Raw genomic sequence first — 26,849 nt, 5'->3', positions numbered from 1 at the left:
GAGACGGGTTAGGAGGAACAGACTAATCATTAGGGGAGAGGACGACCTCCCCCCTTGTTCATTACCTATGTAAATAACCAATAGATCGGTATTACCAGCACCGAAGTGATCATCCCCGCCAGACACATGGAAAATCCGCCTATGCTGCCAAGCAAGTCTGATTCGCGAATTAATCGGCCCGTCCCAATCCCATGAGATGACGTCCCCACCGCAGTACCGACAATAAAATCATTCTTCATACCGAATCGCCTGAGCACCTCCGGGCCGATCATGCTTCCAAGCAACCCGGTTAATACGGTGAGAACAGAACCTAACTCCGGATTCCCCCCCATAGAACGGATAATTTCGACGGATATAGGTGTAGTTACTGATTTAGGCATCATGGTAAACATGATTTCTCGAGAACCGCCAAATAACCCTACCAAAGCTAAACTGCTTACGATGCCCATAACGGAGCCGGCCAAAACCCCCGTTAAAATAGGCGTTACCTTTTCTTTTAATTTTTGCGCATTTTTATAAAGCGGAACCCCCATCGCCACGGTCGCAGGTCCGAGAAACAACTCAATCAGACTCCCACCGATTTTATAATCGGAATAAGATACTCCACCTGCATAAAGCACCAAAATGATTAAGCCGGAGCAGACAAACAGCGGGTGAAGCCATTTGATATACCGTTGAACATCAAATGAAACCACGTAAGCCAGTACGGTCAGAGAGATGCCGAATATCGGGCTTTGTACATAGGGAAGTAAACTCACGAACGTTTCCTCCTTACCAAGGGCCAAGGTGCGGGAATTTTCGTATTCGAGCTTTCTTTATCTCTTCCGGTTAGCGCCCTCACGGTCCATCCCGTAGAAAGCAATACAGCCAGCCAGCTTACGACAAATGTGACGAGAATCGAAGCAGCATTCTCGCGTATTAATGGCAGGATCGATAGCGTCCCTGCGATAATGGGGGCGAAAAACAACAACATATGCCGGTTCAATAACGAAGCGGTTCTTTCTACCCATTTCAACTTGATAAGGCCAAGAAACAAAAATAATGTAAATAAGGCCAGGCCGATTACGCTCGAGGGAAGCGGAATGTCCAACCCTAGTTGAATCACGATTCCAGCCAAATAAAAAGTTAATATAATGGCAAATCCACGCATTACGAGTCCTCCATTATGTCAAGACTTTGCTGTATTTGTATGCCATACGATCAATAAAGGAAAAAGCATGCTGCTGACACAACATGCCTTCTCCATCATGCAGTTTACACCTTCACCATAGCTTTAAATTGCTTGCGTCTGCGGTGAAGTATAGGCTCCGTGTAACCGTTCGGCTGATTGTATCCTTCGAATACCAGCTCGCATGCCGCCTGAAACGCAATAGAACTATCGTAATCCTCCGCCATGGGGCGGTAAGCCGGATCGCCGGCGTTCTGCTCATCGACCACTATGGCCATGCGCTTCATCGTTTCCATTACTTGTTCCCTCGTACAAATTCCATGATGCAGCCAGTTCGCCATATGCTGACTGGAGATGCGCAAGGTGGCACGGTCCTCCATCAATCCTACATTATTAATATCGGGTACTTTCGAGCAGCCGATTCCTTGTTCTACCCAGCGGACGACATAGCCTAGAATGCCTTGGGCATTATTGTCCAGCTCTTGGGCAATTTCCTCCGGACTCCAGTTTCGGTTCCTGTCTACCGGGATGTCCAGAATATCGTCCCGGAAGTCCCGTCTGTTAAGCTTCAATTGGTTTTGCACCGACTTTACATCGATTTGATGATAATGAAGCGCATGCAAAGTAGCTGCTGTGGGCGAAGGCACCCATGCCGTATTGCAGCCTGCTTCAAGCTGAGCGATCTTCACCTTCAGCATTTCCTTCATAAGATCGGGCATCGCCCACATACCCTTTCCGATCTGAGCGCGTCCTTGCAGGCCGCAGGCCAGCCCGATGCTTACGTTGGATTGCTCGTAGCCTTGAAGCCACTTCGAGGACTTCATGCTGTTCTTGCGAATCATGGGACCTGCTTCCATCGATGTGTGCATCTCATCCCCGGTTCGATCCAGAAAACCGGTATTGATAAATACGATGCGATCCTTTACTTCCCGAATGCAAGCCTTCAAATTCAAGGAAGTGCGGCGTTCTTCGTCCATGACCCCGATCTTGATCGCATTACGCTCCAAGCCGAGCATGTCTTCCACCCGGTCAAACAGCTCGCCCGCAAAAGCAACCTCCTCCGGTCCGTGCATCTTCGGTTTCACGATGTAGATGGAACCTTTGGAGGAATTAGTATACGCGCTGTTCTTCAACAGATCGTGCTTGGCGATAAGACTGGTTATCACCGCATCCATAATCCCTTCGGGAATCTCTTGCCCGCTTGGATCCAATACCGCATCGATGGTCATCAGATGCCCTACATTGCGTACGAATAACAGCGAACGCCCTGGCAGGCTGAACTCCTCCCCGGAAGGCGACGTATACCTGCGATCCGGATGCAGTGTTCGGGTTACCGATTGATTGCCTTTCGTGAAGGTCGCGGATAAGGTTCCTTTCATGAGTCCCAGCCAATTGCGGTATACCTGTACTTTATCTTCCGCATCTACCGCCGCCACGGAATCTTCGCAGTCCATGATCGTGGTCAGCGCCGCTTCCATCAGAACATCCTTCACGCCGGCTTTATCCGTTGTACCGATAGGATGATTACGATCGATTTGAACTTCAAAATGCAACCCGTTGTTGATAAACAATATGGCGTTTGGAGCCTCCGGTGCTCCTTGATAACCGGCAAGCTTGGAGGGCTCCTTCAGTCCGGCTCTTTCCCCGCTGCTCAGCGAAACGGACACTTTCCCCTCCTCGATCGAATAGGCAACAGCGTCTGCATGCGATCCGTTCGTTAGCGGTACCACCCGGTCTAAAAAGCTTCTGGCATACGAAATCACTTTCTCGCCGCGAATCGGATTGTAGGCGGCCGTTACGTGAGCCCCACCCTCATCATCCGTGGCATCGGTTCCGTACAGTCCATCGTATAGGCTTCCCCAACGTGCATTCGCTGCGTTAAGCGCGTATCGGGCATTATTGACCGGCACGACGAGCTGCGGGCCGGCTTGATGCGCTATTTCGTCATCCACATTTTGCGTTGTAATCAGAGCGTCTTCCGCTTCCAGACCCAAATACCCTATTTCATGTAAAAACGACTTATATTCGTTAAAATCATAGTTCTCTCCGTTGTTCCGGTGCCACTCGTTGATCCAATGCTGAAGCTCATCCCGCTTGGCTAACAAAGCCTTATTCTTAGGCACCAAGTCGGAAATCAGCCGTTCAAACCCAGACCAGAAATGCCCTTCATCCACCCTGCTCCCAGGCAGTGCTTCCGTATTGATAAACCGGTAAAGCTCGGATGCAACTTGCAAATGGCCAACTTTGATATACGGTTCCATCGGTAAACTCCTCCTGCTTTAAAATGATTGAGCTTTCACTTGATTTCGAAGATGTCCTATCCCTTCGATATAACAATCGATAACATCGCCGTCGCGAACCGCTTCCGATCCCGCGGGGGTTCCCGTCAATATGACGTCTCCAGGCATAAGGGTCATAAAACGGCTGATGTATGAAATCATGACATCGATCGGTGTAATGATGCGCTCCATCAGGCTATCCTGCTTCTCTATCCCGTTGACAGCCGCTTGAATACGTGCGGTCCGGTAATCGAATTCCGTCTCAAGCACCGGACCGAGAGGACAGAACGTATCGAATGCTTTGCCGATCGTCCAGTGCCCTTCGGGGTGGAAATATTGAAAGGCACCCAAGTCGTTCGCTACCGTATATCCAAAAATGGCCCCGTCCACCTCTGCAGGCTCCAGGTCTTTTACGGTTTTGCCGATAATGACGGCAAGCTCCGACTCGAATCGGATCTCTTCCGTCCCGCGAGGAAGCAATACCGGCTCCTCCGGACCGACTACCGTCCCGAGTGGCTTGAAGAATAAAATCGGCATCTCGGGAACGGGCGGCTTCTCGGCCCCCTCCGCTGCAAAGTTTCTGCCGATGCCAATGATATGTCTCGGAACAAGAGGCGCTTGGAACCGAACATCGCTTAACGGAAACGTTCTCCCGGTTAATGTACGGGCCCCAAATAAATCTCCGGTAAACTCTTTCACCGTATTTCCTTCAATAATGCCGCTCAAAAACCCGGTTTCTCCGGCAACCGTGAATCGGGTAAACTTCACCTTTCATCAACCTTTCGTTCATTATTATGAACACTGTTCATTATATTACTTAAAATAATATTCCCATAGTTTTCTTTAAACGTCAATGGGAATAAGACAATTTGTTGGGCAAAAAATCCCGTTCCGTCGGAAGACGCGTTAAAACGGAATGAAAGCACCTCATTTATTTGTTGATAATCTTTGGGCCAAAGCACAAATCTCTCTTACGGCACTTTCTTTCTTCGCTTCCCAATGATGGATCGGCATGGAGCAGCTGACGGCTGCAACCACTTCCCCCCTGTGGCGAACCGGTGCTGCGACGCAGCAAAAGCCCATGACACCCTCTTGAAGGTCCATGGAATAACCAAGGTGCCGTGCCTTCTCCAGCTCCCGCATAAACACCTCGCGCGAACCAATCGTATGTTCCGTTACTTGGGGCAGCGTCTCTTCGGGGAATATTCGCGCCATCTGTTCGGCATCTATATCCATCATCAGCGACTTTCCAAGACCGGTTGCATGAGCCGGGAAACGTACGCCGGGGCCTGACACCATCTGAACCGGAGAGGGCGCTTCCATTTTGGCGAGATATAAAACCGCATTCCCATCCAAACGGGCCAGCTGAACCGATTCCTGAAGTGTCTGCATGACCGGCCCTGCGGCCCGTTTAAATTCTTCAATCAGATCATACTGCCTAAAGTAAGCGCCGCCGAAATCTCCTAGCGAGCTCCCGACTGCATAAGTCTCGTTTCGGTCTTTCTGTATCCACTGCAGGCGTTCCATCGTAGAGAGCAGAGAGTACAGTGTGCTTTTGCTGATGCGCAGATGCTTGGATATATCAGATAGTTTCCATTTAAAAGGCTCTTCGGCAAGCAGCTTCAATACGGCATGCGCCCGATCGAGTGCAGGTACAGCATATTTTTGTTCCATCGCGTTTCCTTCTTTCATCCGTGCCATCCTGTTTTCTATCTATTATAACCCCGTATCACCCAATCCTAACATGCATTTCTCAGGCCAGTCAATGTGTGAGTGGTTATCTTGTCAAAGAACATGGATTAACACGCTATTCCTTGGAGGAAGCGATAAATTTCTTAACCTCCACACAACGGGCAGGCTTCGGAAATACTTTGTCCGGGTTGCATAAGCCGAGCGGGTTGAATACGTCGCGGATATCGGTTTGAGCCTGAATTTCTTGCTCATTGAAAATAAAACGCATATCCTCCATCTTCTCAATTCCCACTCCATGTTCGCCGGTAATGGATCCGCCTACGTCCGCGCAAGCCTTCAGCACCTCTGAGCCTGCGGCTACCGCTCGTTCCGTTTCTCCTGGCACTCTGGAATCAAATAAAATGAGCGGATGCAAATTGCCGTCGCCGGCGTGAAACACATTGGCGATGCGCAGCTCGTATTTCGCGCTGATCTCGCCGACCTTCGCCAGAACTTCGGGAAGCTTGCTGCGCGGGATCACTCCATCCTGAACCAGATAATCGGGAGAAATGGTGCCCATTGCGCCGAAAGCGGTTTTCCGGTTAGCCCACCACCGCGCTCTTTCCTGAGCATCGGCCGCCTGGCGCACCTCCCGTACTCGGTTTCTTCGGCACACAGCAATGATGTGATCGATCTGATCCTGCAGCCCTTCCTCGATGCCGTCAACTTCGACAATAAGCACCGCACTCAAATCCCTTGGGTATCCAACCGGATAATTGCCAGATTCAACTCCCTCAATGGCGATCTTATCCATCATTTCCAGGGCTGCCGGAACGATGCCTGCAGCAATGATTTCCGACACGGCCCTGCTTGCGTCACCCACGTCGTCGTATAAGGCGAGCACCGTCTTGACGCCCTGCGGCCTCTTCAATATTCTGACCGTAATTTCCGTTACGATGCCCATCGTGCCTTCCGAACCGGTAAGAATGCCGAGCAAATCATACCCCGGACTGTCCGGCGTCCCTCCGGTTTTCACAATGTCTCCGTTCGGCAGTACGAGCTCAAGTCCCAATACATGGTTGGTGGTTACACCGTATTTGAGACAGTGTGCTCCGCCGGCGTTTTCCCCGACGTTTCCCCCGATCGTACAGGTTGCCTGACTGGAAGGATCCGGCGCGTAATAGTAACCCTTCGACGAAATCGAATTGGACAGCTTCAGATTGACATAACCCGGCTGAACGACCGCTCTGCGGTTCATGTAGTCGATACTAATCAATTTATTCATGCGCACCAGGCTGACGATCACCTCCCCGCCTAGCGCTATGGCCCCGCCGCTAAGGCCTGTTCCCGCTCCTCGAGGCAAAAAAGGAATTCGCCGTTCATACAAATATTTGACTACCAGGGAAACCTCCTCCGTCGACTTTGGGAAAACGACGGCCGCGGGAAGCGATTTTTCAATCGTATATCCATCACATTCGTACGCTACCAAATCTTCATACCTGTGCAGGACGGCAGCAGGCCCCATCATTTGCTCCATAGCCCGGATGAATTGCTCACGCTGCTCGTGACTGGCGAATCCGTTTCTCGCCGTATTCTTAGCGTTATTCATGGGCGATGCGCCTCCTCGTTGCGATATGCCCAATCGAGCAGCTGGACCGTATGGACAATTTGCTCCGTCCGGTCATGGCGCACAACGCCTACCTGAAACTGCATCATACATCCGGGATTGCCCATCGCCACCGCATCGCATCCGCCGGGGATGTCGTTCATCTTGCGGTCCAGAAGCTGCCCCGCCATGTCGGGATGCGTCAGGTTATAGATGCCTGCACTGCCGCAGCAGCGGTCGGCGTCGGGCAGCTCGACGATGCGTAAGCCGGGGATGGCCGCAAGCAGCCGGCGCGGCTCGGTCCGTATACCTTGGGCGTGCGCCAAATGGCATGCGTCATGATAGGTGACCGTCATGTCGAGCTTCCCTTTAGGAGCGATCAGCCCGAGCCGGTCGAGAAACTGCGATACGTCCATGATTTTTTCGCTGAACAAATGCGCCTTCTCGCGGTAGCGCTCATCATGCTTGAACAATTCATCGTATTCCTTCAGCGTTGAACCGCAGCCCGCCGCATTGATAATGATGGCGTCAATGTCATCGGATAAAAATACATCAATATTATGGCGAGCCAATTGCCTCGCTTGATCCCGGTCCCCTGCATGAACGTGCAGAGCGCCGCAGCATTTTTGCGCTTTCGGAATCCATACCTCGCAGCCGTTACGACGGAGAACCCGGATCGTCGCCTCGTTCACGTCGCTGAACACGACATCCATGACGCAGCCCGTAAGCACCGCCACCTTCGCCCGTTTGACACCGATGGCCGGCATCGTTTCCGGGTGGGAACGAAGCACCGGAGGACTCGAAAGCTTCGGCAGCGCCTTCTCCATTTCGCGCAAATGCGGCGGAAAGAGCCGCATCAATCCGAGCTTATCCGCTGCATAAGCGAGTCCGGACTTTTGGTACAGCTTCAGCAGCGTACCAAGCATTTGCATTCTTGACGGATACGGGAACAGCCCATGTAGAAACAGCTTGTGAAGCAGACCCGAGAAGCCTTTTGGGGGATCCGCCTTGTACAGCTGTCCTCTCGCTTCTTCGATAAGCGCACCCACTTGAACATTAGACGGACAAGCGGTTTCGCATGCCCGGCAATCCAGACAAGTAGACACCGGATGCTTGAAAAACTCGTTCAGCTGCATTTTCCCTTCCGCAACGGATTTGATCAAATAGACCCGCCCCCGAGGGGAATGCGGTTCCAATGCGGTTTCCTGGTAGGTCGGGCACGCCTCCAGACACATCCCGCAATGCACGCATTGCGAGAATTTATCCGGATCGGGGGCATCCTCCCATAAATAGTTGGAACGGGTTAACGAAACATCGTCGCATGCCGGGGGAGCCGCTTGCTTCTTTTTAACGCCTTGTTGCGACATCTCAAATCCCTCCTACAAACCGACCCGGATTCAAGATGCGCTTGGGATCGATTTTATGTTTGATGCCTTTCATCAAATTCCAATCTTCCGCTTCTGCGCCCCATACATTCAGCTTCATCTTGATGCTGCGAGGTGCGACTTCGATCACCGAACGTCCGTTCAGCCCTTGGAGGAACGATTCGACGGTGTGCAGCCATTCGAGCACTTCCCGCTGCTGTCCAAGGTCTGCTTGAACCGTTGCTCTGCTGATGCCCGTATATAAGCCCCCATGGAAATCGAGCGGCAGCCCTCTTTCATCTGCTGCATTTTGCACGGCCTCATAAACGGCCGGTACTTCTGCAATCATGGAGAGCAGCTTGACGCTAACGACAAGCTTGTCGTCAGGAAGGTCATTCGAATTCGGAAGATGCGCTCGCAGCCCGGAGAGCACAGCCTCGGTTTCCTTATGTCCGGAGATCTGCTCCTGCACTGTAACGCCTAACCTATCACACACGTTCAGCAGCCAGTTCAACTGATATTGTACCGAGCGTTCCACATCCTCAAACGATACAAGCAGGATAGGACCTTCAAATGCCCCCCGGAATATTCGCAATCCAAGCCGTCTGTTCACCCATTCCGCTGCGGAAGGCTCAAGCTGGGAATCGAGCAGCATTTCCTGCAGCCTGCGAAGCTTAAGCAAGTCTGTGCTGTGAATGGCCAAAGCCCCGGCGTAAACGGGGATGGGCCGGATTTTAAAAGTAAGCTCGGTGAATACCCCCAGAGTCCCCATGGAACCGATCATAAGCTTGTTCATGTCGTAACCGGCCACATTCTTGACGACCTTGGCACCTGTACGAATCAGGGTGCCGTCCGGATAACAAACGCGGGAAGCGATTAAATAATCTCTTGCTGAACCGTACATCGCTCTTTTGGGCCCCGACGCGTTGGCTGAGATGATCCCGCCAAGGGTCGATTGCTCCTCCCATGCCGGATCAAGCGGCAGAAACTGCCCTTCCTTACCTAATGCCTGCTGAAGCTCGCCCAAGGTTGTACCCGGCAGCACGGAAACGGTAAGATCCCCGACGGAATGGTGAAGGATGCCGGACATTCTTCTAAGCGACAGGATCACATCCGCTCCATCACCGGAATGTCCATACGCATCCTTCGTCCCCCCGCCCTGAGGTGCGATCTGAGCATGGTTTTCACTGGCCCAGCCCAGAATCCGCTCGACCTTCCGTTCCTCATCAGGAAATACTACCAAAGGAGCCTGAAGCTGATATTGACGCTCCCTCTCCACGCTACCAACCGCAACGTTCTCCGAACCAACCATTTCGACCAAATCATGCTTCATTTTCTCGGTTGTTAGCTTGACCGTTTCAGGCATTCTCTCACCCCGCTTGAAAATCGGTAAACATCCTATTCATCCAAGTAAAACTTGCTTTTGCAGTAACTTCAGCTGATAACCCTTCAAACTTGTTCATTATATTGAACATTGTTCTACATAACGTTCACAGTTATTTTCCCACAGGTTACCAACCGTGTCAATACGTTGGGTCGAACGTTACACCTCTCCAAAGCCATTATTCTTTGCGAATCGGATCAACTTCCTCGTGATTCCGGTGTGTATACATCGTCAGGGCGTAATTCGTTGAGCATGGGCTCCCCGGCACGGTAACGTCTTACATTCTCAGCAATGATGTCGATGGAACGACCGGTGCGGTCTGGCACCTGCGGCGTAGTATGCGGCGTAATCAGCGTATTGGGCGCATCCCAGAGCGGGCTGTCCGAAGGCAGCGGTTCCTGTGTAAAGGTGTCCAACCCGGCTCCGCCGATCTGCCCCGCATAGAGAGCTTCTGCCAACGCTGCTTCCTCAATGACGGCCCCGCGAGCCATGTTGACAATGCAAGCGGAACTTTTCATCAGCGCCAGCTCCCGGCGGCCGATCAAGTGATGCGTCGCATTGCTCAAAGGCACGGCAAGCACGATAAAATCGCTCTCGGCAAGCAGCTCGTCAAGCGAATCGGCGTTGCCGCCGCAGAAGAGCCTATCGACTCCCGGAGGCGGAGGGGCGCTGCTCCGGCGATAACCGAGCACTCGCATTCCCATGGCTTTGGCCCGCACAGCCAGCTCGGTGCCGGTATTGCCCATGCCGATGATGCCGACCGTTCTTCCGTACAATCCCCGCAGCTCGTTCTGACCGGGCACTCCCCATTGGTGTGACCGCTGGGCGTCAAGGAACCGCGGGTATTGGTAGGCCAGCGCCAGCATAAAAAATAGTGCATGCTCCGCCAACGCCGGAGATGACCGCCCCGCTGAACTCGTGACAAGCAATCCCTGCTGGAACAGTTCAGGCCAAGCGCACTTGTTTAACCCGGCATGGTCACAATGAACCCAGCGGAGCAGCGGAGCCTTCACGAATCGTTCATCGAGATCGCCTGCAAGCACCGCCACATCCGCGACCTCAAGCGCTTGCCCTATGCCTTCGTGATCGTCACTTCGCAGGCGGATGAGCGTTGCCGGTTCAAAGGCCTGAGCTAATCTCTGATAATGCCCATCTTTATAGTCAACCGTAGTAAGCACAACGCGAATGTCCCTCATGGTTTATCCTCCCCAAACATATTGAAGGTATTAATCCTCGACCACAACCGTCTCAAACAGGTCCAGCTCATCCAGATCAAACGATAGCTGTCCGTCGCTATACACGAAAGGAATATCTCCGGAGCGACGCAACCCATACACACGGGATGGTTCGGAATCAGCCCGAAGGGTGAAGCGGATGTCGCGAATTGGAATCGGTGCGTGGAAGGCTGTTCCCAGCTGGCCGGAACCATTCACGGCACTTACAAGTCGACGCGAAGGACCCTGATGGAGGCATACTTCCACGAGCGGTGAAGAGGTAACTTGAAGCGATTCCCGGTGGCTGAGCACATCCCGTATCGCTGCCATCAAGAGGCGGGCATGGCCGTGGTTGCTCAGCTTTTCATAGTGCGCACCGATTCCCCATGGTATATAGGCGGATTCCCCTTTTCCATAGCGGTTGTAAATCAGTCCGGCTGTATCGGTCTCCTCGGTGATGTAACATTTCTCCGGCGGTCCGAACATACAGGAGGGAATGAGCCCAAGGAATCCGGCTGCCCCTTCCCCAAGCTTGCATTCCAAGGCCTCTCCGTATAAGTAAACAAGATCGATTTGTTCGAAATGTTTAAGAATCGTCTTGTCATTTTCACGAATTCGGAAGTAGGCCCCCTGTGTCTGGGGTTTAAGGACAAACTCCTTGGCCCCGATGCTTTGCAGGCGGATGCGCCCCATCGGATGACCTTTGAGGTCGCAGGTGGAGGTAAATCCGGTTGCAAGGAGTTTACCTCCTGCTTCTACGAAACGATCAACCGCTTGCACGGCTTCATCGCTCATACTTCGCTGGTCGGCAAGGATCAAGATCTTGTATCGGCGGAGTTTCTCGTCAATCTGCGGCGATTGCAGCATGCTATCATGCAATAGATCATATTGCACGTGGTTTTCCGCCAAAATTCTCATGATGCCCTTTAATTCATTTTTGCTTCCATACATACTGCTGCCTTCTGGAACAACCAGGCAAATCTCCGCTAGGGAGGTAATGTTCGAATAATAGTCCTCGTGTTTTTGATGGAAGCGGAAAATATCCTTCACTAGATCGAAGCAAAGCCGGTCATCCTGATTAATAAGCGTGCCGATCACATAGTAATCGAGCCCTCCCCCGTTTACCAGATTCTGTACCAGCCGGAGTCCGGTTAAATGGGGTGAAACCGCGGTATGCCGCATAGCATAATCAACGAAGTGAACCGCGGAATTACTTACGGCCATTCCGTCCCAAGTGCCCTGAACCGTGCGCACATTTTCCGTAGCCGAAAAATTCCATTCCGGTAAAGGGCGATTCATCCCCGTATTGGATTCCTTGCGGAAGATGTCGGTACCCGAATGCGTATAGTTGCAAATCGCGATATGCGGATTGATGCTCTTAACTACCTCTACCCGTTTGAGAAACAGCTCCCTTACCGTTTCGGTACGGAACTTCTCATAATCCCGGAACACCGGATCGTTCGGATCCTCTTGAAGAGGAAGCCGTTCATGGCCTGTATATTCCAAAAACCGCTTCTGACAGCTGTCGCATTGGCAAATTCCGTAATAATTGTAACTGTAGTCATGCGTTACATAACCGTGCATATTGAAGAATATACCGTCAATGGGATACCGTTCAGCCACTTCCCGCAAGATTTTGAGCGAATATTCTTGTTGGTAAAAGCCATTGATACAAGTATGCACCTGGCCGTTGTAATTGACGATCTTTCCTTCAATACTCCGATACAGCCAATCCGGATTCGGCAAAGCGCATTGTTCATTTAACCGGCTGAAATCAAAGCGGGCTATGAACTTCATCCCTCGTTCGCGAACGCGTTCAATCACCTGCCCGACAAAATCTTCCTTCAAATTCGGGTTGACATAATGGAATTCGAGGGCGGAAGGATAGTTGGCCACAATTCCCCCCACGTTAAAGAGCAAAACGTTTGCCGAAAACTCCTCAAGGCTGGCTATATACTGATTGATATCGAGCCTCGCATCAATCTCTCTTAAATTTGTCTGTATCAGCCGAAGAGGCTTCTGTTCCCACCATGCCATAGTTAATTCCTCCTGAATTTAGCTTCCATTTCATTTCTTACAATTGGCTAATTCGATAATCCGCTTTCTCAAGCCATTCCGGCCGCACGGTAATCCCCCAGCCAGGGCCGTTAGGAATGGAGATTTTGCCGTCCCTCACCGTGAGGTCCTCCATAAACAAGTCCTTTGTCCAATCATTAGATTCGATGCTGAACTCCATAAATGAACCTCGGTTCGGAATCGCCCCGCACATGTGCATCGTAAAAATTGTAACCATCGATAAATTAGCCGCATGCGGGGTACACGTCATTCCAGCCTCCTGAGCCATACGCGCAACCTCAAGTGCCCGGCTGAGTCCGCCGATGTAACAGATGTCGGGTTGAACAATATCGACGGCATGCATGTTGATCATCCGCCGGAACTGCGCCAGGTCCGTATCCTGCTCCCCGCCCGTTACATTCAGCTTGAGAGCTTCCGTAACCTGTTTGGTCCATTCAAGCTGCGGATACGGACACGGTTCCTCGTAGTGCACCACGCCGTATTGTTCAAGCATGCGGCCCACCTCAATGGCACGAGTGGGGGTAAAGCCGCTGTTGGCGTCGACATACAGCAGCGTATCATCACCAAGCGCACGGCGCACTGCAGGCACGATCTGCTCCGTACGGCCCGGATATACGTCGACGTCGTTTCCGAATTTATTGGCAATTCGGAACTTAAAGGCACGGAAGCCATGCTTATCCTGAAGCCGCTTCAGACGCTCGCCCTCCTCCTTCGGCATGATATCCCGCCGCATGCTCGAGCCGTACACCTCGATATCCCCGGTTGATCCACCAAGCAGCTCGCATACACTTTTCCCGAGGCGCTTTCCCTTAAGGTCCCAAAGCGCAGTATCGAGTCCGCCGACAGCACGGCACACATAAGAGCCGGGGAATTTATGCTCGTGGGTAACAATGGCCTCTACAAGATCGGCAATTGGGTCGGCATCCTTTCCGAGCGCCAGAGGGGCGATCTGCTGATGCAGGACCAGCGCGGAAATATTGGCATGATAAGGGGCAATCTGTCCGATGCCCTCGTGTCCGTCGTCCGTGCGGACACGGGTTATGCAAATCGTTTGGGTGCTGAACGTTTCTATGCTCTTAATTTTCAATTCGAAGTCCCTCTCCTTATAACGGTTTCCCCATGCAGCAGGGGAAGCGATGCCTTGACAAATTCGATATCCTCAAGCACCTGCGGACGGAACAGCTCCCACGAGAACGGTGTTTTCCCCAGATGCAAAAGCGGCTGCTTTACGTAATGGGAGCCCGTTACGCGAATCAGATCATCCCAGTGTTTTACTGCGTTTGGCGGCTTTAGCCACTGTAAGGCTTTTTGCCGTTCCGCTTCCTCGCCGGTTCTCACGTAAAATTCAAAGCATACACCGGCACGGAGTTTCGCAGCGAAATAAAGCCCCAAATGGGCCCAAGCTTCGATATCCGCCATCTCACAGCACAGGGCTGGAGAACCGCCGGCAATCGAAGCAAGCACGGCTAGCCCTTGCCGGGCGTCATTCTCCAAAGTACTTGCCAGCTGGAGCGGTGTCACATAAGCTTCAACCGACTTATTATCGATGATATGATCGACATACCTGCGGATCGATAAATAGTCGGAATCCAATGCTTCGCTGCTTAGCAGATCCTCTAGTGAAATAAAAGCTTGCCCGGAATTGTACTCCGATTTATCAGTCGACAAAAAACCTTCCGTGTACAAGGTGAAATCCCATGAGAAGGAGAAAAACGAAGCGAGCGCCATCGGCATTTTGCAAACCGCTGAAAACGCCGAAAGCAGCGGATGACCGACGGATTTGCCGTACCGACTAGCTATTGCACTCGCAAACACCTCATCGGATGTCATGGGGTCATACAGCAGTCTTCCCCACAGCATGTAATACAGCCAGTGCTTTTCGAAAGCGTATTTCCATTGGATGTGCGGGCTTCCCGGCTCGTGGGAATAATCAAGAGCAGGAATAAAACACTCGGATCCGATGTAATACCCTCCCACATAATCTTGGCCGTTTTCCGACAGATGTCTTCTGATAAAATCCGGCTGGGCCCAGCGCAGCGTGAAAAAATCCTCATTACGGATCATCCACGTAATTTTGTAATTTTGCGGCGCCGGGTTCCAGTATCCTTCCATACCGTCGGAGCCTCCGTGCGTCATAAGAAGCTTTGTTGAAGAATACGCGTGGGACCAATTGAATTTTACTTCCACCCATACCGGTTCCGGCAAGCTTTCATTATTCTCTATTGAGATTCTTGTTATGGATGGATCCACGGAAAAGGGCGCCCGATGAATAAACTTAATGGGCCGACCAGCTGCTTTCATCCCTTCATAATAGACCTCTTCAATCCAATCCTGCCGCTCCTGAGGCGTCATTCCGTTCATTCTTTCGCCTACGGAGATACCGAAGCCGGTTAATCCGGGGTATTCGTCGATCAGCTGTGTCACGCACTCGCGGGTATACTGTTTGATTTGGTCGGTAGAATAATAATCTCCGTGATGATAGAACGTTTCATCGCTAACGGCACTAGGGTCATAATGCTCCCGAAACGATTCCGAAACGAAAATATTCCAGTTCACCAAGTACGTTTCTATCCCGCGATCATGGGCCATTTGGAACAGGGATGTCCAAAACCCTTTCCAATCGGCTAGTTCCCCATCGGTAAAGGGAGTTGCTTTAGGAAAATTCGTAGGCTTAATCATGTAAGGGAACGGATGAAGGCACCACAAAGTCAGCACATTGTAGCGGTTTTCCGCCATCATGTCCAAAAAGGCCTGCCAAAAGGCAAGATCACGGACCGTTTCCTTTTGTAGTTCAAAGCATTCGTTCCTCCGGTAGGTTGACCAAGGAAGATTGAACTTCACGGCACGGAATGGAAATCCGGGATTAACGGTGCATTCGGAGATACTTGCCAAATCACCGTGTGCCCGAAGCTGCTCTGCGACCTCCAGCACGCCATACATGGCGCCGGACTCGTCGCGGGCCAAAACGAACAGCGCCGGATTTCCTTCATACTGCGAACGGCGTATTTCAAAGCCCTCCGCCCCGACGGATCCATCGGCGGTCAAGCCGAATGAACCTTCCGCCTCCTTGCCGTCAGTATGGATGATGATATGATTTACATTCGGACGCTGTTCGGAATGAACCGTCCAGCTTTCTCCCAAATCCTCAATTGCTGTTTGCAATCTGCCAATGGCGAAGGTAATCCTCGGTGAACAATCGGGAAACGTTAGTGAGAATGTCATGTTGTCTCCTTTCAAATTAAAAAAGTAGGCACGTTGCCGGGACAACATGCCTTCTCTATAATTGCTTGACTCCGCGCGACTTTGTTATTTTTTCACTTTCGCATACCATTCTCTCGCGCGTTTCGTGACCTCTTCCCCGCCCGATTTATTCCATTTGTCTACAAATTCATCGAATTTGCTGATCGGATATTGACCAACGATAATCTTGGAAGCATATTCCACATAAAGCGTACGATTGTTGATATCCGCGAAGCCTTCGTAGACGCTCGCAGGCATACCATCGCCGGCTATAATCTTGGCGTACTTCTGGGCATCCTGCATATTTCGGACGGTTTGGTCCGTAGCCCATTTTCTGTCTTCGGTTGATGTGTTCTTGATCTGTGATGTCATAAAATCAAGGGTAGCCAGGTTTTTATACGGCTCAAAAATCATGTTCTCCTGGGTACTCTTATCGTCCGGAAGTCTGATGGCTTTGCCGTCTTTCTTGGTGTAGTGCATTCCTTCAACTCCCAGGTACAAAGAATCCCAGGTTTTCTTGTCATACGCGTTGTTCAGCAGCTTCAAGGTAGCCATCAGCTTCTTCTGATCCTTGTTGTTCTTAACAACCCAGGCAGGCGGAGTTAATCTCTTCCAGGTATAGAAGCCTTTAAAGCCCGGGACTTCAGGTATAGGGAGCGCGGAGTAATCAGCCTTCACTCCGGTGTTCTTGTTCATGTTTTCCAGGCGATCATTCGTGGTCTCCGCCCAGTGGAAGTAATTTCCTGCCTTGTTCCCCTCTACCTTTCCGTCCCACTTCTGTTTGTTATTCAGCAGTGTCTCTTTATCCAATAATCCTTCTTTGTAGAGCTTGGAGATAAATTCCAGAGCAGCTTTCATATTCGGTGTCACCGCAGAATAAGTCAGCTTGCCGTCGTACAGATCCCATTCCGGGAGTCCTTCGAACATAGCAACTCCGTACATGGCGAATAGATGGTCCATCCAGCGTGCCTGCTCTCTGCCGCCGGTCGGCACCTCATCCTTTTGTCCGTTGCCATTCGGATCCTTATCCCGGAATGCCTCCAGAACCTTCACATATTCGACCTGGGTCTTGGGCATTTGCATACCCAACTTGTCGAGCCAATCTTTTCGAATCATGGCGGAGTATCTTCCATAGTCCAGCACACCGGGGATATAGTAGATTTTGCCTTGGCCGGTAGGGTCGTTGGCCTTGACGATATCCCATACGTCCTTCGGAATGGCTTCCCATACATTCGGCGCATACTTAGGCAATAATTCTGTCAGATCGGCAATAGCGCCATTCTTGGCAAGGCTCGATTCGATACCGTTCCAGGGCTGGAACAGGTCCGGCATTTCGTTGGCGGCGATTTTCAAGTTAAGCTGATTGAGGTAGGTGGTACCCCCGTTCCATTCCACATAGGGATGGAGGACTCCGACGCCCAGCTTCTCCTTATAGAATTCATATAGCTTGCTCCCTTTAGTGGTCGGTATATAGCCGTTGTTTTCTCTCCATACTTCAATATCAACGATTTCATTCGTCATGCCCGGGTCCTGAGACGAAGATGCAGAAGGTGCCGTCTCCGTGCTGCCGGAACAGCCTGCCACGACTGATATTGCAAGCGATACCGCTACCGAGAGTGCACCCATTTTTTTGACTTTCATTCCATTTCCCCCTTTAATTTCATTATCCATATGTTTCAGGCTATAAGCCATAAAACCAATAAAAATATTACCCTTTAACGGATCCAACCATGGCTCCCTTGACAAAATATTTCTGCAAGAACGGATACACCGCAATGACGGGTACAATCGCGAAAATGACGGTGGCTGCTCTTAATGTTCGTTCGTTATAATTGACGTCGAGCTTGGAAGGAACAAGCGCCATAATCACACTGTCGTCGGTGATAAACTGCCGGATTTTGATCTGTAACGGGAACAACTCCGGATTTTGCAAGAAAAGCAGTGGTGTCTGGAATTGATTCCATATGACAACGCCGTAGAACAAGGCCAAGGTGGCCAATACCGCCTTGGACAGCGGGAGCACGAATTGGAACAGCATTCGGAAGTACCCGCAGCCCTCGATGAATGCCGCTTCCTCCAGCTCTTTGGAAAATTGCTTGAAGAAGGTCCTCATGATGATCAGATTAAACGGATTCAGAATATGGGGCAGGACCAGGACCAACGGATTGTTATAAAGTCCTATACCTCGAACCGTCAGGAAATAGGGTACGAGCGGTGCTTTGAAAACCATGGCGATGACTACTCCGACCATAACCACCGGGGCCCAGCGGAACTCCGACTTGGAAAGCGGGTAAGCGAGCAATGCGGTAATCAGCAGCGCCAATACCGTGCCGATCAGTGTCGAGCCCAAGGTCAGGAAGAACGCTTTCCACAGGTCGGGACGGTAAATGATATACTCCCAGGAGTCGAACGTAAAGCCTCTTGGCCAGATCGTCACCAGATTCAGATCCACATCTTTCTTGGAACTGAACGAAGTGGAGAGGACGGACAGAAGCGGAATGATGGCAAGGAGGGACAAAAGAACAAGAACGACTGTAATCCCCGATACGAATACCTTTTCTCCTCTGGATTCAGACATAGTTACCAAAGCCCCCCATCAGACACTTTTCTTGACAGCCTATTGAAAATGTAGACCAGAACAAATCCGATGACGGACTGGAACAAGCCGACCGCAGTAGCAAAGCTGTATTGCGCTTGCTGGATTCCGGTTCGAAATACATACGTATCCAGAATATCCCCAACACTGTATGTCATCGGTGTCAACAAATTGAACACGTGATCAAAACCAAGCTCCATGAAATTTCCGATCTCCAGCAAGAACAGTACCAACACTGTAGGCAAGAGGAGCGGCAAAGTAATGTGAAGCAGTTGTTTAAACTTGGAAGCGCCATCAATCATCGCCGACTCATATAGCTGTGGATCGATTGAGCTGATGGCCGCCATATAAACTACAGTCCCCCAACCTGCATCCCTCCATATGGCTGTGATGATGTAGACCATGCGAAAGTAATCGCTTTCTTGCATGACAAGCACGGGATCATAACCGAACCACCCTATCACTACATTGAATAATCCGCTTAAAGAGAAGAAATCGAAAACGATGCCGGCGATGATGACCCAGGACAAAAAGTGCGGGATGTAGAGCGCCGTTTGGATCCCTTTCCTTAACGCCGATTTCCGGACCTCGTTGATCATTAGCGCAAGCAAGACCGGAACGGGAAACACCAATGCGATTTTGAGAAAGCCCAACATCAACGTGTTGCCGAAGATCCGGATAAAATCCGGATGCTGGATCAGTGACTGAAAGTGCCGAAGCCCCACCCAGGGGCTGTCAAGCATCCCTTTGAACACGGAATAATCTTTGAATGCGATTACAGTTCCTACAAGAGGAATGTACTTGAACGTGATAAGAAACAGGATGCCCGGAACGGCCATAATATATAGCGGCCACAACATGCTCATCCGATGTTTAGCAGCCTTGTCCAATTTCTTTCCTTTCGAAACCACTTTCATCCGATGATTTACTACTTTTTCCAAGTGACTCCCCCCATGCGACTCATTGTTGTATTCGCTTACACATACTATACTATCGGGATTACCATTGCTCAATCAGGCGTTTTTAAGTTTCTTGCCATGTCATTTTTAAGATATAAAAGTTTTCCCTATTCCTTCCTTTTCCCTGGCCCAGGCAACCTCCCTTCCCCTGTTACATCATTAGTCACACCCTATTGGTCTATAGAGCGAGCTGTCCCCACCGGTTCCCGATCCGGATCCGTCGATTGACTGATGTGATGCATGCATACAAATACTTTACCCAAGGAAATAACATCGTTCAATCCGGCATTTTTTAGACTTAGCAAGGTGATTTTTAAGAAAAGCTTCTATCGAAGCCCTATCGGAGAAGTACATTCGTGCTAAAAAGGATGCTTTTCTTGAAACATCAGACTTCTTGAGCTCCGCTCAAAACTTAAAAAATTCTGATATTATAAGAAAATATACGGCTCCTTCGTTCCTTATTTTCCCCAAAAGCCTTAAAAATGCCATTGCTCAAACTATAAAATGCCCTGTTGGAGAATTTGTGCAGAGAGAATATATTATTATTTGTAAACGGATACAAACCAGTACCGAAAGGCGATGAGAAATTAGGAACCAATCCCTAAATGAAGGTATTATGTCCGTTCACATCGCTTTCATTACCAGAACCATCCTATTTTTTTGGGGGGGAGGTAGCCTCAATCAATGTTAAGAGAAGATCATCCTGCAAGCTTATGTATGAAGTCCAATATCGCATGAGGAAAAACGTGTGTTAGCAAACGCAAAAATAGGCTGCCCTCAGGACAGCCTATTAGGTTAGATCAGCGAGCTAAGCGGATGTTAAGCCTTGCCGCTACGCCGGCAGGGTTCTCTGATGACCGCGGTCCGCCAAAGTTGAAGGCAACGATAACAATGTCGTTAATACCTACTCTTCGCAGGAAGGGACGTATGTTAAATGTGCGTCCTTGCGTGAAGAATTCGGGGGTATTCTGCGGAGCATCATACAGGACGATTCTGCCGTTGATGAGAACGACGGCATAATTATCAACCGATAAAAACAATCTCGCTCTCCGGATCGTGCGTTCGTTCTCTATCCGGAATCTGGTGGAAATGACGGCGGTTTGGTTTGTCAGATCGCGCGAGCTCCATACATAGCTGGCATTATTCACTGCTATCCAAGCCGGATTACGTTCGATGGTTTGTGCGTTGAACCAGGAATTGTCGGTACCGATGACTTGATTTCTTTGGGTGATACGGATCGGTGCTTTGGTGGCGCGCAGCTTCGAAACATGACGACGGTAGATCGCCATGACCCTTTTCCGGCTGATTCCTGCACTTTTCGGCAGACGAATGACCTTCTTGGGGATGGCTCTGCTTTTGCGGATCAAAGGCATGAAATGGTCAACTCCTTATCATTGGAGGATGGTATTACAGAGGCAGTGTATGCTCGATAAAAGGTTACGGAGAGTGCGGTAATCCATATCCTGTAAAAAAGAGGCGAACATCGTTTATGTAAGCGCATACAATCGGCGGACTGTCAATAACCAGGATCACTCTATTCTTAGGAGGTAGACTCAATCATGTTACAATTTGGGTTAAAAACTTTAAGCTTCACTCTCGCTGCCGTGTTACTGGGGAGCAGTGCTAACATTCCATTAACAAGCAAAGCGAACGCAGCTTCAAGCCCTTCAAGTGCAACGGTATCGGTTGATGCAAGTGTCTCCCAAGGCGAACTTTATAGAAGCGAACAGCACTTCAATATATCCAAACATTTTACCTATGGGGACCAAAGAAAAGCAGACGTACAGTTCATGAATGACCAGGGTCTTCATAATAAAATTTTTAGGACTTGGGTCGACCATGACATTTATGATTTGGCTACCGATACGTATAATTTTAGCAATTATGATGTTTACTTCTCAGATACAAGTAATATGGCGGATGCCTTACTCGTCAATATCAAAGCGGAAAAAGTGATCCCCGAGCTACAGTCGCCTGATAAAGTCAAGCCTATCGTCAAAAATATCATTAAACATCTAAAACAAAATCATCCGAAAATAAAGTATATAGAAGCTTTAAATGAACCTGATGATCCACATTCCAATCGCTATAAGGGACTTGTTACACCTGACACAGTATACAGTTATTATAAAGCGTTCTCGGATGCTGTGTATGAAGTCAATGCAGAGTTAAACCCAGAGGTGCCTTTGCAGGTCGGAGGTCCTTCTATCATGCGATTGGATATGGATTGGATTGGAAAATTCCTTGACGGATACAAGAACGACCCATCCCCAATGAATAAGCTTGATTTTATATCCTACCATGGTTACTTCGTAGGTCCGAACTTTACCGGCTTTGTTAAGGAAGATCCTAGCATGGTAGATAATCAACGCAGCCAGATTAATGCAGCACTCAGCAGCAGAGGACTTAGCATAGACATACCGTCGTTCATTACGGAAACAGGGATTTACCCGGGACCACTGACCGATGTACCTAACGTCAGCGGGGGAGTTCAACCAGACCAACTGAGACAGGCGGCAGGATTGGCATCCCTTCATTATTGGTATATAAACAACAGCAAAAACTACGCGTTTCAGTGGGAATTACGCCATCCGGATAACGCTAGAAAGGATGCTTTAGTCTCCAGAGATCCATATAATGTGAAGCTGTCCGATATACCTTCTGATAAGTTTACACCGTATGGAAATAATGGTCATGCTGTCAAAGATGAAAGCGACCAGAGTATCGGCTACCTCGGACAGCATCATAAAAGGTAATGGAGTATATTCCTTGGCCTCCAAGAATGATACAGGTGTTTCCCTTATGGTGTGGAACTATCAGGGCACAGGCACGGCAGATTACAATGCGGCAGTCCGTGTATCCAACCTGCCGTCCATATTCAACGGTAACAATGTCAGAGTAAAAACTTATAAAATCGATGCAACGACCAGTAATTATTACGCAAGTCCCGACAACAGCAATCTTCAGATGGTAGACGACAAGATCGTGCCCAATAAGGGAAATTACTCCGACTCCGTCTACATTGAACCAAACAGCTTGCAACTGCTCGTTCTAGAGCACGTAAGCAAAAATGTTTTTCTAAACAATTCGTTTAACGATGAGGTCACAGGAGCAGACCCGAGTTGGACCGTCAGCGAACCGGAAGACACAGCCGTATCCATTGCAAATGTACCCAGCGTAACCGATAGAAGAGTTTATTTAAGCGATAAATCATCAATCCATTCCGCAGGGATCACCAAGTCGTTTGAAGGTCAATCCGCGGCAATAACGGCACAGTGGCGATTTAAAGACGATGTGGATTTGACAAATGACCGTTTCCAATTAAAAAGCGGCGATACCGTGGCGATAGATATTTACGTGAATGCAGACAACAATTTGGTGGCCAATGGTAAAGTTATACAGAGCGTAAAGCCGAGTACATGGTATACAGTGAAGCTAAAGACAAACCCTTTATCGAATAAGTATGAGATCTACGTTAATGACAATGTAAAGGCAGCCGAGATTCCGTATTCCGCTCCGGTTACGAGCTTGGATACCGTTAGCTTCCGTACGGGGGAAGCCAGCCAGAACTCCCTATATATCGATGATGTGGCGGTTTATCGCGATTCGCTTCCACTCTGAAACAAGTAAAAAAAATGCCGGATCACTACACACCCTGTGTGAGGTCCGGCATTTTTTATGTTCTATTATTCTTTTCTAGAGTTCTTGCGATACTCACTGGGCTTATATCCTACCAATTTCTCAAATAACCGGGCAAAATGCTGAGTATCCGAATAACCGACCATTTGGCAAATTTCGTACACCTTCAAATCAGTTTTCTCCAGAAGTTCCTTGGATTTGTTAATCCGGATCTGAGCAAGAAAATTAAGATAGGTATCGCCTGTTTTCTGTTTAAACAGCTGGCTTAAATAATAAGGGTTAATGAAGAAGCGGTCGGACAGCTCCGCCAGGCTGATCTGTTTATTGTAATGCTCCTTCACATATTCTTTGATTTCGGCTATGATATCCTTTTTCTTAGGTATATTATTTGCCAGCTTGAAGGTAATAATTCCCTTAATTACTCCAACCATCCATTGCTTTAAGTCATCCAGCGTTCGAATACGTGAAATACCTTCCAGCGATAATATATTTCTTCCCAGAAAGTTATTCTGCTGCAGCTGCAGGAAAGACATTTTACGTACGCTTAATAATAAGATGTTCAAGCACTGCAATTGGTGATCGACCGGACTCATGCCTCGTTCCGCTTCCATTTGCCGGAATATCTCCCGGATGATGTTAACGCATTCCGCTTCGTCCATATTATCCAAACCGGCCTCCAGCCGGGTAACCATGTCTTCCGAAATGGAATGACTCGTTCCCGGCAGGCTCATGATCTCAGGGTAAGGGATAACAACATCCACCCCCTTGATAACTTTATGGCTTAAAGCATAACGAGCCTCCTCAAAGGACCGGCTAATTCCCGCTGCCCGCTTGTGCACGGTTCCGATCCCGACGGTCATAGACAGCTTTAGCTCCCGATAAAGCGATTGTTTTAACCGCTGGATGGAGCCAATCAGCTTCTTATAAGCAATATCTCCACTATGTGCCGCTATGACAGCGATCTGTGCTCCGGAATAGCGGAATCGGTACACCTTCCGGTACTGTCCTAACGCCTGATCGATTTGGCGAAAAACCGGTTCAAGCGCGAATTCCTTTAGGCTTTCAACGGTATTCCCGAATTCCAGTAAGGCACAAACAAAGTGATTGCCCTTGATCGGAATGGATGCCATCTGCAGCAGCTCTTCCACGTAAGCGGTATTTTCGCTACCAACGTCAATGATGTCCCTTAAAGAGATTTCCTGCAGCCGGTTATGGACCTCTTGCTTGAGATCTTCCACTTCCTGAAGCTTAGCTTGTTCCCCCTTAATGGCCTCAATAACCTGATGAATACAGTCACACAGCTCCTCTTCCTCCACCGGTTTGTTAATATAGAATTGAACCCCCAGCTGCATGCCTCTTCGGGCGTATTCAAAGTCGGCATAACCGCTCAAGAGGATGAACTTTGCCTGACATCCTGCCTCTTTAAGCATCCTAATCATCTCCAGCCCGTCCGCCTGAGGCATTCGAATATCCGTAATGACGATATCCGGCTTCTGTTCTTGAATGATTTTAACGCCTTCAAGACCGTTAAAGGCTACACCGACCACCTTACATGCCGGAATATAACGCTTTATCAACACCCTAAGGCCGTCCAAAATGCCCTTCTCGTCGTCTACCAGGATCACCTTCATTGCTTTCTCCCCCTTTCTTTCTATTCAAAATGCAATCAGAGCCTCGGAATCAGGATCTCCACCGTTGTCCCATTCCCGTCCCCGGGTAAAAGCTTAAGATAATATCGTTCACCATAATGAATTTTTATGCGTTCCGCAATATTTTTCAGACCAAGCCCTTTATCCTCCGGCTCTCCCAGCTTATACTTATCCGACTCCGCTTCTTCCAAAATACGGCTAAGCTCTTCGTACTTCTCAGGGGATATGCCTGCTCCGTCGTCCGTAATTCGAATCAATATCCATCCCTCCTCCGTCCAAAGCCCTTCAATGATGATATTCATCATCCGGTTGTAATGCTGAAAACCATGATTAATGCTATTCTCAACTATAGGTTGAAAAACAATAGGAATGATGCTGCACCGCTGCATCTCCTCAGGAATGCGGATGTCCAAGCGAAACTTCTGATCAAAACGGATATTCTGCAACTGCAGATAATTAACCGTGTACTCCACTTCATCCTGAATGGAATGCCGCCTGCCTTCCTTGCCCAAGGCTAAACGGAACATTCTCGCCAATATCTTAATCATGCCTGCGATCTCTTCTTCCTCTTGAACAAGCGCCTTCATGCGGATCGATTCCAACGTATTGTACAGCATGTGAGGATTGATCTGGTTCTGAAGTGCAATAAACTTGGCATGACGGCGCTTTATCTCGGCAATATAAACTTCTTCGATTAAGGTTCGAATGGTAGTGATCATTTTGTTATAGCTATTTACCAGGCTGCCTATTTCGTCATTGGATTGCTCACTGTGGATCGGTTTGTATTCCCCGGTTTCCGCCTGCTTCATGCTTCGACGTAATGCTTTGATGGGCTTGGTGATGGTATAGCTTAAGGCTAGGGCGATCATCGCCATGATGAGACTCGCAGCAATAATAACCATTACGGTTAATACCTTCATATGGTTGATTTTCTTCAGCAGCTTGTCACGAGAAAGCTCCGTCTTGATAATTAGATTCCCTAGCTCGGTTTGGCCTGAGAGAATGATTCGATCATCCGTATTCCCATCCCTGGTGTAATCCTTTCCGGATTCCAATATTTGCTTCCATGACTGTCTGCCGCTGGCCGCATCGGAATGGTAAACAATATCTCCGGAGCCGTCGCTTATGATAACACGAATACCGTATTTGTCCTGGGCCTTGAGAAAATCTTGATTAAGCTGCAGCAGTGTATATGGGTCCATATCAATAAGAAGCAGCCCGGCATAAGAACCATCAAAATTCAGCAGCACCCTTCCTACCGTGACCAGAGCCCCTTCTACTTTATCCTCGTAATAAGTACGTTCGTGCAATCCGGTAATAAAAAATGTATTGCCCGAGCTTTGAAGTTTTTTATACCAATCCTCGGAAACTAATGCGCTCAAATTCACCGAATTGGAAGTATTCCCGTACTGGTAAATGCTGTTGTCGCGACTGATCAACATCAAATGGACAATTTCCGGCTTCAACACAGCGACCCGCATCAATAATCTTTGCACGGTAACCTTCTGAATACTCAACTCGTCCATGGTCATCTTCCGCTCTTCGCCGAGCTTGTAGATAATATCATTGTCGACCAATACCGATTTGGTTATCTTTTCATATTCTTTAACGAAATTATTTAATGAAGCCTCGATCTGAGAGGTGTATAACGCCGCAAATTCTTGGGAGGAGTCCTCCAGACCCGTAATCCACTGACGATAGATAACGGTGCTCACCACTAGCAGCGGAATAACGCAGGCAAGCACATATCCCGCCATCAATTTGTTTTGGAGCCTCATACTTCTTATCATGAAAACGATTTTGGGGAGCCAGTTGGTATATTCCATAGTAACCCATCCTCTATGGTATGTGTCATCCTTGCCTAATCATTAGAGATAAAAAATGAGGCCCTTTGCCGGGCCGAAATACAATTCCTCTAGAGAGAAATCAATGTTTGTTTCTGTATTCGCTTACATCATTATACTATATTACGGTAACAATTAGCGTCAATCGGTCATTTAAAAG

At 49.2% G+C, this 26,849-nt stretch carries 20 protein-coding genes; 2 read left to right on the top strand and 18 right to left on the bottom strand.

Annotated features, from left to right (window positions below; genetic code table 11):
• Positions 1-65 precede the first annotated feature (65 nt).
• The 16 genes from QMO62_RS31795 to QMO62_RS31720 all read right to left on the bottom strand — a co-directional run bounded on the left by QMO62_RS31795 (position 66) and on the right by QMO62_RS31720 (position 20,930).
• Positions 66-758, bottom strand: coding sequence for an LrgB family protein (locus tag QMO62_RS31795; RefSeq protein WP_284646488.1), 693 nt, complete (start codon positions 756-758; stop codon positions 66-68).
• Entirely contained in the window at positions 755-1,150 is a 396-nt protein-coding gene (locus QMO62_RS31790; protein WP_284646487.1) for a CidA/LrgA family protein, read from the bottom strand. The genes QMO62_RS31795 and QMO62_RS31790 overlap by 4 nt, the downstream gene beginning before the upstream one ends.
• A 104-nt stretch (positions 1,151-1,254) precedes the next feature.
• Positions 1,255-3,429, bottom strand: a complete 2,175-nt coding sequence (locus tag QMO62_RS31785) for a malate synthase G (protein ID WP_284646486.1) — start codon at positions 3,427-3,429, stop codon at positions 1,255-1,257.
• Positions 3,430-3,447: 18 nt separating this feature from the next.
• Positions 3,448-4,215 (bottom strand): fumarylacetoacetate hydrolase family protein, encoded by a 768-nt coding sequence (locus tag QMO62_RS31780; protein WP_284646485.1) that lies wholly within the window; start codon positions 4,213-4,215, stop codon positions 3,448-3,450.
• A 159-nt stretch (positions 4,216-4,374) separates the two neighbouring features.
• Positions 4,375-5,148 carry an IclR family transcriptional regulator gene (locus QMO62_RS31775; protein WP_284646484.1) on the bottom strand — a complete coding sequence of 258 codons (774 nt, stop codon included), beginning with the start codon at positions 5,146-5,148 and terminating at the stop codon, positions 4,375-4,377.
• 106 nt (positions 5,149-5,254) lie between these two features.
• Complete coding sequence (locus tag QMO62_RS31770) at positions 5,255-6,655, bottom strand: FAD-linked oxidase C-terminal domain-containing protein (RefSeq protein ID WP_284646749.1); 1,401 nt, start codon at positions 6,653-6,655, stop codon at positions 5,255-5,257.
• Between the two features lie 68 nt (positions 6,656-6,723).
• The gene (locus QMO62_RS31765) at positions 6,724-8,091 is read right to left on the bottom strand and encodes a (Fe-S)-binding protein (RefSeq protein ID WP_284646483.1); all 1,368 of its coding nucleotides are present in this window, start codon (positions 8,089-8,091) and stop codon (positions 6,724-6,726) included.
• Position 8,092: 1 nt separating this feature from the next.
• Positions 8,093-9,454 carry an FAD-binding oxidoreductase gene (locus tag QMO62_RS31760; protein ID WP_284646482.1) on the bottom strand — a complete coding sequence of 454 codons (1,362 nt, stop codon included), beginning with the start codon at positions 9,452-9,454 and terminating at the stop codon, positions 8,093-8,095.
• 215 nt (positions 9,455-9,669) lie between these two features.
• Positions 9,670-10,668 (bottom strand): D-2-hydroxyacid dehydrogenase, encoded by a 999-nt coding sequence (locus tag QMO62_RS31755; protein ID WP_284646481.1) that lies wholly within the window; start codon positions 10,666-10,668, stop codon positions 9,670-9,672.
• Between the two features lie 30 nt (positions 10,669-10,698).
• A complete protein-coding gene (locus QMO62_RS31750) occupies positions 10,699-12,723 on the bottom strand; it encodes an alpha-amylase family protein (protein ID WP_284646480.1) in 2,025 nt (674 codons plus the stop codon).
• 37 nt (positions 12,724-12,760) lie between these two features.
• Positions 12,761-13,849: a mandelate racemase/muconate lactonizing enzyme family protein gene (locus tag QMO62_RS31745; protein WP_284646479.1), complete on the bottom strand. Its 1,089-nt coding sequence runs from the start codon at positions 13,847-13,849 to the stop codon at positions 12,761-12,763.
• Positions 13,846-15,924: a hypothetical protein gene (locus tag QMO62_RS31740; protein WP_284646478.1), complete on the bottom strand. Its 2,079-nt coding sequence runs from the start codon at positions 15,922-15,924 to the stop codon at positions 13,846-13,848. Before QMO62_RS31740 ends, QMO62_RS31745 begins: the two co-directional genes overlap by 4 nt.
• Positions 15,925-16,068: 144 nt before the next feature.
• Complete coding sequence (locus QMO62_RS31735; protein WP_284646477.1) at positions 16,069-17,643, bottom strand: type 2 periplasmic-binding domain-containing protein; 1,575 nt, start codon at positions 17,641-17,643, stop codon at positions 16,069-16,071.
• Between the two features lie 67 nt (positions 17,644-17,710).
• The gene (locus QMO62_RS31730) at positions 17,711-18,580 is read right to left on the bottom strand and encodes a carbohydrate ABC transporter permease (protein ID WP_284646475.1); all 870 of its coding nucleotides are present in this window, start codon (positions 18,578-18,580) and stop codon (positions 17,711-17,713) included.
• Positions 18,581-18,582: 2 nt separating this feature from the next.
• A complete protein-coding gene (locus QMO62_RS31725) occupies positions 18,583-19,464 on the bottom strand; it encodes an ABC transporter permease (protein ID WP_284646474.1) in 882 nt (293 codons plus the stop codon).
• 893 nt (positions 19,465-20,357) lie between these two features.
• Positions 20,358-20,930, bottom strand: coding sequence for a hypothetical protein (locus tag QMO62_RS31720; RefSeq protein WP_284646471.1), 573 nt, complete (start codon positions 20,928-20,930; stop codon positions 20,358-20,360).
• Positions 20,931-21,116: 186 nt separating this feature from the next.
• On the opposite strand from QMO62_RS31720, the gene QMO62_RS31715 reads away from it, so the two are divergent.
• Together QMO62_RS31715 and QMO62_RS31710 are read left to right on the top strand one after the other, a co-directional pair.
• Positions 21,117-22,313, top strand: coding sequence for a cellulase family glycosylhydrolase (locus QMO62_RS31715; RefSeq protein ID WP_284646470.1), 1,197 nt, complete (start codon positions 21,117-21,119; stop codon positions 22,311-22,313).
• Complete coding sequence (locus QMO62_RS31710; RefSeq protein WP_284646757.1) at positions 22,264-23,178, top strand: hypothetical protein; 915 nt, start codon at positions 22,264-22,266, stop codon at positions 23,176-23,178. The genes QMO62_RS31715 and QMO62_RS31710 overlap by 50 nt, the downstream gene beginning before the upstream one ends.
• 65 nt (positions 23,179-23,243) lie before the next feature.
• Here the strand turns inward: QMO62_RS31710 and QMO62_RS31705 are convergent, their stop codons facing one another.
• Both QMO62_RS31705 and QMO62_RS31700 read right to left on the bottom strand, forming a co-directional pair.
• Positions 23,244-24,827 carry a response regulator gene (locus QMO62_RS31705; RefSeq protein ID WP_284646469.1) on the bottom strand — a complete coding sequence of 528 codons (1,584 nt, stop codon included), beginning with the start codon at positions 24,825-24,827 and terminating at the stop codon, positions 23,244-23,246.
• Positions 24,828-24,862: 35 nt separating this feature from the next.
• A complete protein-coding gene (locus tag QMO62_RS31700; RefSeq protein ID WP_284646468.1) occupies positions 24,863-26,671 on the bottom strand; it encodes a cache domain-containing sensor histidine kinase in 1,809 nt (602 codons plus the stop codon).
• Positions 26,672-26,849: the final 178 nt, after the last annotated feature.

It is taken from the genome of Paenibacillus silviterrae, assembly GCF_030167925.1.
Taxonomy (GTDB): Bacteria; Bacillota; Bacilli; order Paenibacillales; family NBRC-103111; genus Paenibacillus_G; species Paenibacillus_G silviterrae.
Note: the sequence above shows the minus strand (reverse complement) of the source record. Positions and strands in the feature narration are given on the sequence as shown.

What these genes read in the sequence shown, in the direction of transcription:
- QMO62_RS31790 (WP_284646487.1), bottom strand. Translation starts at nt 1,150, where the DNA reads ATGCGTGGATTTGCCATTATATTAACTTTTTATTTGGCTGGAATCGTG.
- QMO62_RS31785 (WP_284646486.1), bottom strand. Translation starts at nt 3,429, where the DNA reads ATGGAACCGTATATCAAAGTTGGCCATTTGCAAGTTGCATCCGAGCTT.
- QMO62_RS31775 (WP_284646484.1), bottom strand. Translation starts at nt 5,148, where the DNA reads ATGGCACGGATGAAAGAAGGAAACGCGATGGAACAAAAATATGCTGTA.
- QMO62_RS31770 (WP_284646749.1), bottom strand. Translation starts at nt 6,655, where the DNA reads ATGGAGCAAATGATGGGGCCTGCTGCCGTCCTGCACAGGTATGAAGAT.
- QMO62_RS31765 (WP_284646483.1), bottom strand. Translation starts at nt 8,091, where the DNA reads ATGTCGCAACAAGGCGTTAAAAAGAAGCAAGCGGCTCCCCCGGCATGC.
- QMO62_RS31760 (WP_284646482.1), bottom strand. Translation starts at nt 9,454, where the DNA reads ATGCCTGAAACGGTCAAGCTAACAACCGAGAAAATGAAGCATGATTTG.
- QMO62_RS31755 (WP_284646481.1), bottom strand. Translation starts at nt 10,668, where the DNA reads ATGAGGGACATTCGCGTTGTGCTTACTACGGTTGACTATAAAGATGGG.
- QMO62_RS31750 (WP_284646480.1), bottom strand. Translation starts at nt 12,723, where the DNA reads ATGGCATGGTGGGAACAGAAGCCTCTTCGGCTGATACAGACAAATTTA.
- QMO62_RS31735 (WP_284646477.1), bottom strand. Translation starts at nt 17,643, where the DNA reads ATGAAAGTCAAAAAAATGGGTGCACTCTCGGTAGCGGTATCGCTTGCA.
- QMO62_RS31730 (WP_284646475.1), bottom strand. Translation starts at nt 18,580, where the DNA reads ATGTCTGAATCCAGAGGAGAAAAGGTATTCGTATCGGGGATTACAGTC.
- QMO62_RS31725 (WP_284646474.1), bottom strand. Translation starts at nt 19,464, where the DNA reads ATGAGCATGTTGTGGCCGCTATATATTATGGCCGTTCCGGGCATCCTG.
- QMO62_RS31720 (WP_284646471.1), bottom strand. Translation starts at nt 20,930, where the DNA reads ATGCCTTTGATCCGCAAAAGCAGAGCCATCCCCAAGAAGGTCATTCGT.
- QMO62_RS31715 (WP_284646470.1), top strand. Translation starts at nt 21,117, where the DNA reads ATGTTACAATTTGGGTTAAAAACTTTAAGCTTCACTCTCGCTGCCGTG.
- QMO62_RS31710 (WP_284646757.1), top strand. Translation starts at nt 22,264, where the DNA reads ATGAAAGCGACCAGAGTATCGGCTACCTCGGACAGCATCATAAAAGGT.
- QMO62_RS31705 (WP_284646469.1), bottom strand. Translation starts at nt 24,827, where the DNA reads ATGAAGGTGATCCTGGTAGACGACGAGAAGGGCATTTTGGACGGCCTT.
- QMO62_RS31700 (WP_284646468.1), bottom strand. Translation starts at nt 26,671, where the DNA reads ATGGAATATACCAACTGGCTCCCCAAAATCGTTTTCATGATAAGAAGT.